At 35.7% G+C, this 13,862-nt stretch carries 11 protein-coding genes; 5 read left to right on the top strand and 6 right to left on the bottom strand.

The genetic code is table 11. The features are described 5' to 3' along the window. Positions 1-6: 6 nt before the first annotated feature. From EZ428_RS03005 to mfd, 3 genes are all read right to left on the bottom strand, one after another. Positions 7-1,089, bottom strand: a complete 1,083-nt coding sequence (locus EZ428_RS03005; protein WP_131551622.1) for an efflux RND transporter periplasmic adaptor subunit — start codon at positions 1,087-1,089, stop codon at positions 7-9. Positions 1,090-1,275: 186 nt separating this feature from the next. Next, complete coding sequence (locus EZ428_RS03000; protein ID WP_205945591.1) at positions 1,276-1,485, bottom strand: DUF3820 family protein; 210 nt, start codon at positions 1,483-1,485, stop codon at positions 1,276-1,278. Positions 1,486-1,589: 104 nt separating this feature from the next. After that, positions 1,590-4,928: a transcription-repair coupling factor gene (gene mfd, locus EZ428_RS02995; protein WP_131551620.1), complete on the bottom strand. Its 3,339-nt coding sequence runs from the start codon at positions 4,926-4,928 to the stop codon at positions 1,590-1,592. A gap of 248 nt (positions 4,929-5,176) precedes the next feature. Between mfd and EZ428_RS02990 the strand changes: the two genes are divergently transcribed. From EZ428_RS02990 to EZ428_RS02970, 5 genes are all read left to right on the top strand, one after another. After that, complete coding sequence (locus EZ428_RS02990) at positions 5,177-5,479, top strand: DUF2752 domain-containing protein (protein ID WP_131551619.1); 303 nt, start codon at positions 5,177-5,179, stop codon at positions 5,477-5,479. 11 nt (positions 5,480-5,490) lie between these two features. Further along, positions 5,491-5,853, top strand: coding sequence for a TM2 domain-containing protein (locus tag EZ428_RS02985; protein WP_131551618.1), 363 nt, complete (start codon positions 5,491-5,493; stop codon positions 5,851-5,853). Positions 5,854-6,233: 380 nt separating this feature from the next. After that, the gene (locus EZ428_RS02980) at positions 6,234-7,331 is read left to right on the top strand and encodes a Nif3-like dinuclear metal center hexameric protein (RefSeq protein WP_131551617.1); all 1,098 of its coding nucleotides are present in this window, start codon (positions 6,234-6,236) and stop codon (positions 7,329-7,331) included. After that, a complete protein-coding gene (locus EZ428_RS02975) occupies positions 7,331-8,074 on the top strand; it encodes a zinc ribbon domain-containing protein (RefSeq protein ID WP_131551616.1) in 744 nt (247 codons plus the stop codon). Before EZ428_RS02980 ends, EZ428_RS02975 begins: the two co-directional genes overlap by 1 nt. 193 nt (positions 8,075-8,267) lie before the next feature. Further along, positions 8,268-9,773 carry a tetratricopeptide repeat protein gene (locus tag EZ428_RS02970; RefSeq protein WP_131551615.1) on the top strand — a complete coding sequence of 502 codons (1,506 nt, stop codon included), beginning with the start codon at positions 8,268-8,270 and terminating at the stop codon, positions 9,771-9,773. Between the two features lie 90 nt (positions 9,774-9,863). Here the strand turns inward: EZ428_RS02970 and EZ428_RS02965 are convergent, their stop codons facing one another. The 3 genes from EZ428_RS02965 to ftsH all read right to left on the bottom strand — a co-directional run bounded on the left by EZ428_RS02965 (position 9,864) and on the right by ftsH (position 13,836). Next, a complete protein-coding gene (locus EZ428_RS02965; RefSeq protein WP_131551614.1) occupies positions 9,864-10,934 on the bottom strand; it encodes a 3-oxoacyl-ACP synthase III family protein in 1,071 nt (356 codons plus the stop codon). Positions 10,935-11,010: 76 nt separating this feature from the next. Next, a complete protein-coding gene (locus tag EZ428_RS02960; protein ID WP_131551613.1) occupies positions 11,011-11,655 on the bottom strand; it encodes a LutC/YkgG family protein in 645 nt (214 codons plus the stop codon). A 93-nt stretch (positions 11,656-11,748) separates the two neighbouring features. Next, the gene (ftsH, locus tag EZ428_RS02955; protein WP_131551612.1) at positions 11,749-13,836 is read right to left on the bottom strand and encodes an ATP-dependent zinc metalloprotease FtsH; all 2,088 of its coding nucleotides are present in this window, start codon (positions 13,834-13,836) and stop codon (positions 11,749-11,751) included. Positions 13,837-13,862 lie beyond the last annotated feature (26 nt).

The following is a 13,862-nucleotide window of genomic DNA, read 5'->3' as shown; positions in this document are numbered from 1 at the left end:
GCGTTATTATTCTGCGTATAATTTCAGGTTGCTGATTACGCCTTTTGGGTCCAGGTACTTGAACTTGATTTTATCATCGTCCTTTACCTTTTGTACACCATCGAATAGGATTTTGTCTCCTTCTTTTAGTCCATTGCCAACTACATATAAATCTGGCATTTCATTAGCGATAGAAATTTCACGAGACCTTACTTTATTACTTTGGTCTATTACAAAAACAAACTTTTTATCTTGAATTTCATAAGTTGCTTTCTGTGGAATAACGAGCACGCTTTTTAGCGGAACAAGCATTTGTATTTTTCCGGTTTCACCATTTCTAAGTAGGTTGTTTGGATTAGTAAACCTTGCTCTAAACGCGATATTGCCGGTTTCATTGTCAAACTCACTCTCTACGGTTTCTACAGTTCCTTTAGATTTTAATACTTCGTTATTTGCCATTAATAAGCTAACCTGTTGTTTGCCTTTTTCTTTATTGGTGTTGGCATAGTTTAAGTATTCTGGCTCAGAAACGTTAAAGTAGGCAAACATCTGGCTATTGTCTGATAGGCTGGTTAGTAAAGCACCTTCATCAACCAAGCTACCTAGTTTAAGTGGAATGCGGTCAATAGTTCCATCAAATGGCGCCCTAATTTCTGTAAGCGCTAAATGCATTTTTGCCAATGATGTTTCGGCATTTGCGGCATCTAATTTAGCTTTCGCCATATAGAGTTCATTTTTCGAAACAACATTTTTGTCAGAAAGCAATTTGGTGTTTTGTAATTCAAGTTCTGCGGCTTTAGTTTCCGCTTGTGCTTTAAGCAATTCGGCTTCAAACATTTTGGGCATAATTCTAAAAAGTAATTGTCCTGCTTTTACAGTTTGGCCCTCATCTACATAAATATTTTGTAGATATCCTTTTTCTTGAGCTCTTAATTCTATATTTCTAACCGATTTAATTTGAGAAACATATTCTTTCGTGAAAGAAGTGTCAATTTTGAGTGGAGATGTGACCGTATACTTGGTTTCTTCTTCCCTTTCTTCTTTTTTTGAAGTGCAACCTGTTTGATATAACAATGCACTCGTGATTGCGAGCATTATAAGTTTTTTCATTATCTGATTTTTTGGCGATTTTTGAGTTCTAGGTATGAAAACCTAACAAGCGCCAAAATAAATGCAGGAATATGAAGTTTTTATGAATTTGATAAGCAGGAAGGATGATTTATTTGTGCAGCAGGCCTAAAATTTCCCTTAAATTGGAAAAAAAGGGGTGTTGAAATAGAATTTTATAATTGGTTACTAACGTTTTAACCCTTGCAACAAATATTCTAATCCGTTTAACTTAATCTCATACATTGTTGCTAATAAATGGCCTAACCTGCCAGGAGGAAAACCTTGGCTATGAAACCAAACCAAGTAAGTTTCTGGCAAACGTGAAATAATCCACCCTTTGTACTTTCCAAAAGGCATTTTCATTGTAACGAGCTCGTTTAACATTTGTGGATCCATAATCTTTTTGTCATTCTGACGAAGCTTGCCCGTCAGCTAGGCGGGGAAAAATCCAGGAGCGAAAGTATAGAGAGATCCTTCGCTGCGCTCTGGATGACAAAATACTACAAAATCAACTCTAGCATTTCTATTGCTTCATCAACGTTTGCAATGTTATCGAAAGAAATCCGTAAACTATCTTTTACTTCCTTTAAATTACACAATCGTTGATGGATTTGTGCAAAAGCCAATATTTTATTAAATACTTCCGAATCAAAAAACCTCGATTGTTTATCGGTAATGAAATAACCACGAAGAATATTCTTTTTAAAACTCAGTTTTTCAAAGCCTAAACGTTTGCCAACCCATTGTAATCTCAAAACCTTAAGCATTGCTTTAACAGGTTGCGGAACTGGACCAAACCTATCTTTTAATTCAGTCTCAAAAGCAGCTAATTGCACTTCATTTTCTAGTTTGGAAAGTTCGGTATATAGATTATATCGCTCTGTAATACTAGTTACATAATCATCGGGAATGTGTAATTCTACATCGGTATCAACCTGGGTAAAATTTACAAAAGCTCGCTCTGGCTCATCCTTAAATAAGTCTTTAAACTCAGCATCTTTTAATTCCTGAATGGCTTCATCCAAGATTTTGTTATACATCTCGAAACCTATTTCTGCAATAAATCCACTTTGTTCTCCGCCCAGTAAATTTCCACTTCCACGTATATCTAAGTCACGCATAGCGATGTTAAATCCGCTCCCCAAATCAGAAAATTCTTCAATGGCACTCAGTCTTTTTCTAGCTTCATTTGTTAAGGTTGATAAAGGCAAACTCAATAAATAACAAAAAGCTTTTTTATTAGAACGACCTACACGACCACGCATCTGGTGCAAATCGCTCAATCCAAACATGTGTGCATGATTAATGATAATCGTGTTGGCATTTGGAATATCAAGTCCCGCCTCGATAATGGTTGTGGCTACCAAAACATCTTTTTCTCCGTTGATGAAATCAAGCATCACGTCCTCTAGCTGATCGCCATCTAATTGACCATGTGCAATGCCAATTCTTGCTTTAGGGACTAGGGTTTGAATCAATCCGCCCAACTGTGGCAAATCATTAACACGGTTGTGTATAAAAAAAACCTGACCACCTCTATCTAGTTCAAACTGCACAGCTTCTTGAATTAATTTATCATTAAATACATGGAGTTCTGTATTAACGGCTTGTCTATTTGGTGGTGGCGTACTCATGATAGATAAATCTCTTGCGCCCATTAAAGAGAAGTGCAAGGTTCTAGGAATAGGGGTTGCGGTTAAAGTAAGTGTATCCACATTTACGCGTAAAGCCTTTAGTTTTTCTTTAGCTGCAACGCCAAATTTTTGCTCCTCATCTATAATCATGATGCCCAAATCCTTGAACTTAACATCCTTGCTTAATAAGCGATGTGTGCCAATTACAATATCAACCTTGCCGTTGGCTACACGTTCTAAAGTGTCTTTAATTTGTTTCGAGGTTTTAAATCGATTGATATAGTCGACTGTACAGGGAAATTCCTTTAAACGTGATGAAAATGTCTTGAAATGTTGTAAGGCTAAAATGGTTGTAGGCACTAAAATAGCCGCTTGTTTACCATTGGCAACGGCTTTAAAGGCTGCTCGAATGGCAATTTCTGTTTTGCCAAAGCCAACATCTCCGCACACCAACCTATCCATTGGATGTGGCGCTTCCATGTCTTTTTTTACATCGGCAGTTGCCTTAACTTGGTCAGGTGTATCTTCGTATATGAAAGAGGCTTCGAGCTCGGTTTCTAAATAACCATCGGGGGCAAAAGCAGTGCCTACCTGGGCTTTCCTCATCGCATAAAGCTTGATTAAATCTCGGGCAATGTCTTTAACTTTTTTTTTTGTGGTCTTCTTGAGCTTGTCCCAAGCTTCGGTACCCAATTTATTCATCTTGGGTTGCGTACCATCTTTTCCGCTAAACTTCGCAATGCGATTTAGGGAGTTAATGTTCACATAAAGTAAGTCGTTATCTGCATAAACCAGACGAATCATCTCTTGGGTTTTGCCATTTACTTCTACCTTTTCTAAACCTGCATATTTCCCAATTCCATGGTCAATATGCGTTACAAAATCGCCAGGTTTAAGTTCGCGTAAATCTTTAAGTGTAATTGCTTGACTGCGTTGATAACCTTTTTTTAACTGATATTTATAAAAACGGTCAAATATCTGATGGTCTGTATAAAAAGCTACTTTTTGCTGCGCATCTAAAAAACCTTCACGAAGCGGGATGTTAACTGGTGTAAACTTTGCCGTTTTATCTATGTCATCTAATATCGCATACAAACGTTCGGTTTGTTTGGTAGAGTTTGTAAAGATAAAATTATGGATATGCTGACTTTCATTCTCTTTTAAGTTCTTAATCAGTAAATCAAAATCTTTATTGAAAGATGGCTGCGGTTTAGTTTCAAATTGGATTACATCATCTGTTTGATAGAAAAACTGCTTGCCAAACTCCACTAAGGCAAAATCCTGAAATAAATCAGACAACATTTTCTCATCAGTAAAAGAGAATTTTGGATCTAACCAATTTGGGTTTTGTTGTTTTTCGGTTAAGGCTAAAGCTTTCCAAAGTTCAACAGCTTTTTTGTAACCACCTTTTACAATGTCTAAAGTATATTCTACATCCTTAAACCAAAGCTGTGTGTCTTTTTCAATATAATCTAACAAACTGATGTTATTCTCTGTTAAGAATTTTGCCTGTACGTTTGGTACGATAGTTAAACTTTTTACATCATCAACTGAAAGTTGCGTATCAATTTCAAAAGTTCTAATGCTTTCTACTGTATCGCCAAAAAACTCGATACGATAAGGGAGTTCGTGTGAGAAAGAAAAAATATCTACAATACCACCACGAATAGAAAATTGACCAGGTTCATAAACAAAATCCGATCTTTCAAAATCGTATTCAAATAAAAACTCATTGATAAAGTCGATACCTAAAGTAGCACCGATGCTAATTTCTAAAGTGTTTTTCTCTAATACAGAACGGTCAATTACCTTTTCGGCCAATGCTTCTGGATAAGTAACTACAATTTTTCCGTATTCAGATTGGTGATTTAACTCGTTTAATACCTCGGCCCTTGCCAAAACATTGGCAGTATCTATCTGCGTAAATTCAAAAGCTTTTCTAAAAGAAGAAGGAAAAAACAACACTTCTTTGTCCAAAATTCCTTCCAAATCTGAAAGGAAATAAGAAGCTTCTTCTCTATTTGGCAGAATAAAAAGCTGTGGTTTGTGCAATAAAAAGTAGGTTGAAATGGCTATCACAGCATCGGCAGAACCTACCAATCCCTTTAATTGGGTTTTGCCGCCCTTTCCTTTGTTTAACGATTTTGCTGTCGCAACAACACGCTCGTCTGTTTTGTATCTGTTAATCAGGTCGCGAATGTTCACTATGTAAAGGTAAATAAAGATTTGTTATTAGATATGAGAATTGAGATTTTAGATATGAGACAATTGAAGAGCATAATGGTTCTCAAATCTTGGCTCACTTCTCAAATCTTGTCCCACTTCTCATATCTATTCTCTCACATCTTAACTAAAACCGAGTTTGTCGAGATTTTTTTTAGTTTCGTCGAGTACACTTTAGTAACAGTAACAAAAATCTTATCATTGTTTCTAATTAATACAAAACGAGGAACATGAAATACATTAAAAGCTTTCCGATAGAGTTAACATTTTGGATTTTAGCTTTGGTGTTGTTAGCAACTGCCAACCCTCATGAGCATCACTTTAGCCTTTGCCCTTTGGCAAATTTAGGAATAATTTGGTGTCCAGGGTGTGGTTTGGGAAGGTCGATAACCGCATTGTTTCACGGAGATGTTAGTGCAAGTTTTTCACATCATTGGTTCGGTATACCAGCTTTGATTTTGATTGGCCATCGCATTTATCAGCTCACCAAACAATTATTTAATAAACAAAAAGAAATTAATTTAAAATTTTAGGAGGATTAGCAATGTTTGACTCACAATTTATGGCTTTACCGGGTATAACCCCTCAAGAATATAGTTATCTACAAACCGCAACAAATGGCTTAAACGAGCAACAAGTGCGTACGTTCTTAATGATTTATTCTAGCAAAAGAAAAAACCCAAGTGATATGCTTTTGTTCTGCGTAATCGGATTATTCTTGGTTCCAGGTTTACAAAGATTTATCGTTAACCAAATTGGGATGGGTATTTTATATTTATTTACTGGCGGATTATGTTTGATCGGTTCGATAGTAGATATCATTAATCACAAGGAATTGGCATTTGAACATAACCAGCGTATGGTATTCGAAAGTTTGCAAATGGCAAGAATGGGTAGTTTCCAGTAAAAAAATTATTAGTTCTCGGATGAATACTTTGCATATAGCTATATTCATCCGAGGACTTTTCATAAAATAATCCTTATCTGTTTAAAAGCGGGTAAGGATTATTTGTGTGTAATCAAATCTGGTTAAAACTATTGATCGGCTAATTCTTTGTTGTAAAGCCCTTTTCAAGCTCATACTGTTGTTCAATTAATCTGGCTTATTAACCCGCTCTTATCTTTATCATCCTTCGTTCATCTTACGTTCATCCTTCGTTTATCTTACGTCTTTATAGGCTTTGTTTAGGCTCTATTCATTAGTGATGCTATGCCCAAGCTTTTGTTGGAGTTAAAAAATTACTTTCTGTTTGGAGGGATTTAGCAAAGGATGGTTAACTTTATCAAATGAAGTTAGCTGAGATTACCAATTTCCTAGAGAAGATAGCGCCACTCAATTATCAGGAAGATTACGACAATGCAGGCTTAATTGTAGGAAATGCGAATGATGAAGTTCACGCTGCTTTGGTAGCATTGGATTGCACAGAGCAAATCGTAGATGAAGCAATTACTAAAAACTGCAATCTTATCATCACTCACCATCCCATAGTTTTTAAAGGACTAAAAAAGTTTAATGGTAAAACTTATGTAGAAAGGGTAGTGTTAAAAGCAATAAAAAATAACATTGCATTATATGCTATTCACACTAATTTAGACCATGTGGCACACGGCGTAAGTGGAGAAATCTGTAAAAGATTAGGGATACAGAATGCTAAAATTTTAGCCCCTAAAAACAACTTGCTAAAAAAGCTAGTTACATTTTGTCCTATAGCACAGGCTGATGGAGTTAGAAATGCTTTATTTGTTGCGGGAGCTGGTGATATAGGTAATTATAGTGAATGTAGTTTTAACACTGAAGGTACTGGAACTTTTAAAGGTGGGCAGGGTGCAAATCCTTTTGTTGGAGAGGTTGGAGAACAACATCTTGAAGCAGAGATAAGGATTGAAACCATTTTTAAGGTTCAAGATGAGCGAAAGGTTTTGTTGGCTTTGTTAGAAAATCATCCTTATGAAGAAGTTGCTTATGATATTTATGCGTTGACAAATAAATTAGATAATGTTGGCGCAGGTATGATTGGATGGTTGCCGCAAGAAATGGATAATGTTGATTTTTTGAATTTAGTAAAGCAAAATATGAAAGTCAAAGTGATTCGGCACACTGCTTTATTACCCAAGAGGGTCAAAAAAGTTGCCGTTTGCGGTGGTTCGGGCAGTTTTTTGTTAAAAGATGCCATTGCTGCAGGGGCTGATGCCTTTATTACAGCCGACTTTAAATACCATGAATTTTTCGATGCTGAACAGAAGCTTGTTATCTGCGATATTGGCCATTATGAAAGTGAACAATTTACATCTAATTTGTTGATAGATAATATTCAAGAAAAATTTCCTAACTTTGCAATCCGTTTAACGGAGCATAATACAAACCCCATAAATTATTTCATTTAATGGAACAAACAGTAGAGCAAAAGCTAAAAGCTTTATACGAATTACAAAACATACACACTAAAGTTGATAAAATCCGTCAGGTAAGAGGTGAGTTGCCAATGGAAGTGGCTGATTTAGAGGACGAAGTAGCCGGATTAGAAACACGTATACAAAAAATCAAAGCTGAATTAGACGATACTGAAGATGCAATTGTAAACCGTAAAAATATGATTAAGGAAGCACAAGCTTTAATCAAGAAATACGAAAAGCAATTAGAAGATGTAAAGAATAACCGTGAATATGATGCTTTAACTAAAGAAGTTGAGATTCAAAATCTAGATATTCAGGTTTCTGAGAAAAAAATTAAGGAACATGGTTTCGAAATTGCTTCTAAAACAGAAATTTATGATTTAGCTTTAGCTAATATTGAAGCGAGAAAAGGCGATTTAGAAGTTAAAAAAGGTGAATTAGCAACAATTACAGCAGAAACTGAAAAAGAAGAGCAAGCATTGCTTAAAAAAGCAGATAAAGCAGAAACTCAAATTGAGGAGCGTTTACTGACCGCTTATAATAGATTGAGAGGTAATGCGGTAAATGGATTAGCTGTTGTAACTATCGACAGAGATTCATGTTCAGGTTGTTTCAACCAAATTCCACCACAACGTCAATTAGACATCCGTCAACGTAAAAAAGTAATTGTTTGCGAACATTGCGGAAGAATTTTAGTTGATGAAGCGTTAACTCAAGAGTTAGCGGAAGCATAGAACCAAAACCAAATATAATACTAGGTCGGATGAAAATCCGGCCTTTTTTTTTGGAAGATTTCTCAAACTGAAGAGAGGACATCGATTTTATATCCCAAAAATTCCTCTTTTAAATAGCTCAATTAAAAACAAAGACCACTTTTGTTCGTTATATAAAATTACTAACTTAAACTTTCAAACGAATTTGCTACCAATGCATCAAATCAAATTATTAAGGTTACCCATTTCTTATTTCCTATTCTCTATTTTCTTTCTATTTTCTAATAATGCTTCTGCAAATTTTGATTTTAATACCAATTGTCAAAAAGCCTATCAAAATATCTTCGAACTTAAACTAAATGCAGCTCGTCAATTAATTGCAGCTGAAAAGAAAATTCACCCAAATAATTCAATTGTTCCATTTTTAGAGAATTATGTAGATTATTATTATTTGTTAACCACAGAGAGTAAATCAGAATTTGAGCGACTAGAGCCAAATAAAGAGGTGAGGCTAGATCAAATAAGCGATGATGATAAAAGCTCTCCATACTACCTCTATGCGCAAGCTCAAATCAACATACAGTGGGCTTTAATGAGAGGTCGTTTTGGTTCTTATTTAACTGTTGCGAGAGAAATAAATAGAGCAAATAGTTTACTGCAAGAAAACACCAAAAAATTTCCGGGGTTTCATTTAAATGGGATAGGCTTAGGGCTTATTAACGCTGTTTTAGGTGTGTTGCCTGATGGGTTTTTAAAGTCAACACTATCAACATTTGGTATAAAGGGAAATTTACAAGCTGGATTAAATATGTTAGATAAATTGGCGGAGAATTTACCAAAATCTGCATACGAGCCTTTTTATGAAGAAACGGTTTTTACTTATGCTTATGTACTGTCTGACGTAGCGAAGAGCCCAAGCGCTTATGCAAAAACAATGAAGTACATGGCTCGGATACCAGATACGAGCTTACTAAAGTGTTATTTACAGGCATATGTTTGTGCTAGAAATGGGCACACGGATGTAGCTATCACTACACTTGCGAATAGGCCCACTGGGGCGGTTTATCAGCCATTTCCCTACTTAGATTATTTAATGGGAATTGCAAAATTAAACAAGCTAGATTATTCTGCCGAGGCATCTTTCGAGAAATTTTTACAAACCAATAAGGGTGTAAACAATATTAAAGATGCCTATTTACATTTAGCGTGGATTGCTCTATTAAAAGGAGAAAACAATAATCTTTCAGCCTTAATAGCCAAAACAAAAGCCAGCGGCTTTATCTTCGCAGAAAGGGATAAACAGGCGTTGAATGAAGCGAATTCTCCTACGCCTAATAAAGAATTATTAAAGGCAAGATTACTTTTTGATGGTGGGTATTTTGCTAAAGGACTTGATGTTTTGTCTGATAGTAAAGCTGAGGATTATGCATCAGCCAAAGATAAAACAGAGTATCATTACCGTCTAGGTAGATTAAATGATGCTTTAGGGAAAGACGATATGGCATTAATGAATTATCAAAATGCAATTACGGTTGGGAAATCGTTAAAGTATTATTTTGCGGCAAAATCTGCCGTACAAATCGGAATAATTTACGAAGCTAAAAAGAACACTCAAAAAGCAAAATCCAGCTTTAACCTCGCTATTTCAATGAAAGGGCATGAGCAAGAAAATAGCATCGAAAATGAAGCTAAGCAAGGGTTAAGAAGGATTGGTGGATAGCTTTGCTTATCATTCTGGCCCCCAAAGAAACTCTTAGAAGAGATTAATCAAAAAAATCAGATTCCTCCAAGGTCGGAATGACAAAACAATCTAAAACTTATAAACCACAGCATTAATGTGCATTCCTGCGCCAACCGATGCAAAAACAGCATATTCTCCTTTTGTAATTTTATAACCTTCTACTTTGTCATTCAAAACTAAGTCTATTAGCGTAGGGATGGTTGCAACTGAACTATTTCCTAACCAAGATATGGTCATAGGAACTAAATTATCTGGCACAGAATCTAAATCATATAGTTTAAAAAGACGTTTCATAATGGCATTGTCCATCTTTCCGTTGGCTTGGTGAATGAAAACTGTCTTTATTTTATCTAATGGAACACCTGATTTATCTATTGCTTTTTTAACAACTTGGGGAACATTGATTACGGCAAACTCATAAAGTTTACGTCCATTCATTTTTAGATAGGTGTTACCGTTTTTTTCATCAGGATTATTACTACTTCCCATTGTTAAAAGAGAGGCGTGGCTTGCAAATGTCTGACTTTTATGTGCAATAATTCCTGTTGGTTCTTCAGTTTCTTTAGCCTCAAAAATTACAGCACCAGCGCCATCAGAAAAAATCATACTATCTCTATCATGCGGGTCGATAATCCGAGATAGTGTTTCAGATCCAATAACCAGTACTTTTTTGGCATCGCCGCTTTTAATTAAGTAATCAGCTTGAATTACACCTTGAACCCAACCAGGACAACCAAAAATCACATCATAAGCAACACAATCTGGATTTTCTATTTCGAGCATTTGCTTAACCTTGGCAGCTAAAGCAGGTAGCATATCCATGCGATTTGAACCTTCCTTAACATCCCCAAAATTGTGGCAAAAAATAATATGGTCTAAACTTTCTTTGTCTATCCTAGCAGCAGCAATAGCTTTTTGAGCAGCTAGGGCAGCAATGTTGCTATTCAATTGATTAGAATCAACGTAACGACGCTCTATAATTTCTGTAATTTCACTAAACTTGTTGATGATTTCTGTATTTTCTTTATCTAGCTTAATGCCGTTATCGAAAAAAGAAGCATCCATAAAATGGTCGCCAGAGATGATATTCTCTGGTATGTAACTTCCTGTACCAGTAATAACTGAATAAATTTTGTTCATCGTGCCCTATTCTGTACCCTATACTAATTCGGTATTTGGTATAAATCTATTATATTTTAATTGAAATTAAAAATAATTAGCTAAAATCGTCAATTAAAAACACAAATAATTCTTTAGGGCCATGTGCGCCAAGCACCAAAGTTTTTTCAATATCAGCCGTTCTACTTGGTCCAGTAATGTTGCTTACCATTGACGGGATTTGAGTGCCGTATTTATTTTTGAGCATTTGAAAGGCATCTTTTAAGTCTAAAACTAATTGTCCGGTTCTGGCTATTACAATGTGGTGATGTGGAAAAATGCTTAATCTTCGCCCTGCGGCATATTGATTACTTACCATGACAGAGCCATTACGAGCAATTAAAGCTTCGCAGAGTGTGATACCTACCTCTGCTTGTTCAAAATCTTTATCAGTCTGGTAAAAGGGAAATTCGTAATGCGATAATAAAGCCTGTAGTTCTGGTTCCCAACAATAAATTTTGCGCCATTTAAATTTATCGGCAAGCTCAAGAATGTTTTCAATGAAATCGACCCCGTTTTCACAGAAAATAAAATTACCAGATATTGCATTTAACTGTTCGGCAAAAAGTACTTCAAGCTCTTCTGAATTGGTTTTATAAAGTTGGCTTTCTTCTAAATTAGGATAAGGATTGTCTCGCTTTTCTAGCAAGGCCTTTCTAATTTTTTTAAGCATTAATTCTTTTGAAGAAACATTCTCTTTCATACGACAGCCAAAATTACTTAACGGGAAGGATATAAGCAAAGAAGCAGCCTTAATTATAAGACTGCTTCTTTTGTAAATTAATTAATCTATTTTTTATTTAGGCTCTTCTTCCGCATGAGCTGAAGGAGTGCCAGGGTCTTTTTTTGTTGGAGTAATTAAGGAAACATTATCTGCAGGAACAAGTTCTGCAAGTAATTCTGTGCCCTCTGTATCAAACTCACGTTTGCCAAATATTTCCTCTAAGTCTTCTTTGAAAATCACCTCTGCCACCAATAGTTTCTCGGCTAGTTTAACTAGGTTTTGTTGATTATCTGCCAAAATTTGTAAGGCTCTTTGGTATTGCTCCTCAATAATTTTGCTAGCCTCTTCATCAATAATTCTTGCTGTAGCTTCTGAATAAGGTTTGGTAAAACTTTCTTGACCTCTAGAATCGTAATAAGAGATATTGCCTATTTTATCGTTTAGTCCATACATTGAAACCATTGCATAAGCTTGCTTAGTTACTTTTTCTAAATCGCTTAATGCACCTGTACTAATTTTACCAAATGTGATTTTCTCTGCTGCTCTACCACCCATTGTAGCACACATTTCGTCTAATATTTGCTCGGTAGTGGTAATGCTTCTTTCTTCTGGTAAATACCATGCGGCACCTAAAGATTGGCCACGAGGAACAATAGTTACTTTAATTAGCGGATGCGCATGTTTTAACAACCAAGAAACAGTTGCATGGCCAGCTTCATGGAAAGCAATAGCTTTTTTCTCTTCTTTAGTAATTATTTTATTCTTTTTCTCTAAACCGCCAATTATACGATCAACGGCATCTAAGAAATCTTGTTTAGTTACAGATTCATGCGTTTTCCTTGCAGCAATTAATGCAGCTTCATTACATAAATTTGCAATATCAGCTCCTGAAAAACCAGGGGTCTGTTTGGCCAAGAAATTAATATCGATGTTTTCTTCTAATTTAATTGGCTTTAAGTGTACATTAAATATTTCTTTACGCTCATTAATGTCGGGCATATCAACATAGATTTGTCTATCAAAACGACCAGGTCTTAACAAAGCACTATCTAATACGTCGGCCCTATTGGTTGCGCCCATGATAATAATTCCGGAATCGGTACCGAAACCGTCCATCTCTACTAACAATTGATTCAAGGTGTTTTCACGCTCATCATTTCCACCCATCATACTACCTTTCCCTCTAGCTCTGCCAATGGCATCGATCTCATCAATAAAGATGATACAAGGCGCTTTATCTTTAGCTTGTTTAAACAAATCACGAACACGAGAAGCTCCAACACCCACAAACATCTCCACAAAATCAGAGCCTGATAAAGAGAAAAATGGAACTTGAGCCTCGCCAGCAACCGCTTTAGCCAATAATGTTTTTCCGGTTCCTGGAGCCCCAACCAATAATGCACCTTTAGGGATTTTACCACCCAAGTTTGTATATTTTTTAGGATTTTTAAGGAAATCTACAATTTCCATTACCTCCACTTTGGCTTCCGTTAAACCAGCAACATCGTTAAAAGTTATATTTACTTGGCTTTCTTTATCAAATAAAGTTGCTTTTGATTTTCCAATGTTGAAGATTTGCCCACCACCACCACCGCCACCACCGCCCATACGGCGCATCATGAATATCCAAAGCCCAATAATTAATAACAAAGGGATAACAATGTTCACAAATAGACCAGACCAAGGACTAGATTTTGAAGTTGTTTCAGATTTTAACTGTTGGTCTAGAGGAATTTTTGCATTGGTTTGAGATGCCTCTAATCTTTTATCCAACGCATCGGTAGAAGGTGAAGTAAAAGTAACTAAAGGACCTTTATTTGTACCTGTATTGAAAGCCGATTTGCTTTTGTATTTTTTATAAGCAGGGTCTTCTACTTTATCATCTTTTATAAAGACTTCAGAAATTACAATGTCATCAGATTTATACGAAAGGATTCTTTTAACGTTACCTTTTAAAAGCATTTCGCTTTCAAAAACTTTATAATCTACGTTTTTAACACTATCTGTAGAAAATAAAACCTGAGCTGCTATTAGTGCAACTATAATTGCTGCATAAACCCAAAAAATATTGAATTTAGATCCTTTTTGGGGTTTTTTTGGAATATTTGGAGTTCGTCTGATCTGTTTTGGCTTGGTATCTGTATTTTGAGGTTCTTTCATGTTAGTTCAAATGTGTGTAAATAAAT

Source organism: Pedobacter frigiditerrae, from assembly GCF_004331645.1.
Lineage (GTDB): Bacteria > Bacteroidota > Bacteroidia > Sphingobacteriales > Sphingobacteriaceae > Pedobacter > Pedobacter frigiditerrae.
Note: the sequence above shows the minus strand (reverse complement) of the source record. Positions and strands in the feature narration are given on the sequence as shown.

Excerpts from the sequence above, each read along its gene's own strand:
- EZ428_RS03005 (WP_131551622.1), bottom strand. The coding sequence starts at position 1,089 with ATGAAAAAACTTATAATGCTCGCAATCACGAGTGCATTGTTATATCAA.
- EZ428_RS02980 (WP_131551617.1), top strand. The coding sequence starts at position 6,234 with ATGAAGTTAGCTGAGATTACCAATTTCCTAGAGAAGATAGCGCCACTC.
- EZ428_RS02985 (WP_131551618.1), top strand. The coding sequence starts at position 5,491 with ATGTTTGACTCACAATTTATGGCTTTACCGGGTATAACCCCTCAAGAA.
- EZ428_RS03000 (WP_205945591.1), bottom strand. The coding sequence starts at position 1,485 with ATGGATCCACAAATGTTAAACGAGCTCGTTACAATGAAAATGCCTTTT.
- EZ428_RS02990 (WP_131551619.1), top strand. The coding sequence starts at position 5,177 with ATGAAATACATTAAAAGCTTTCCGATAGAGTTAACATTTTGGATTTTA.
- EZ428_RS02970 (WP_131551615.1), top strand. The coding sequence starts at position 8,268 with ATGCATCAAATCAAATTATTAAGGTTACCCATTTCTTATTTCCTATTC.
- ftsH (WP_131551612.1), bottom strand. The coding sequence starts at position 13,836 with ATGAAAGAACCTCAAAATACAGATACCAAGCCAAAACAGATCAGACGA.
- EZ428_RS02965 (WP_131551614.1), bottom strand. The coding sequence starts at position 10,934 with ATGAACAAAATTTATTCAGTTATTACTGGTACAGGAAGTTACATACCA.
- EZ428_RS02960 (WP_131551613.1), bottom strand. The coding sequence starts at position 11,655 with ATGAAAGAGAATGTTTCTTCAAAAGAATTAATGCTTAAAAAAATTAGA.
- EZ428_RS02975 (WP_131551616.1), top strand. The coding sequence starts at position 7,331 with ATGGAACAAACAGTAGAGCAAAAGCTAAAAGCTTTATACGAATTACAA.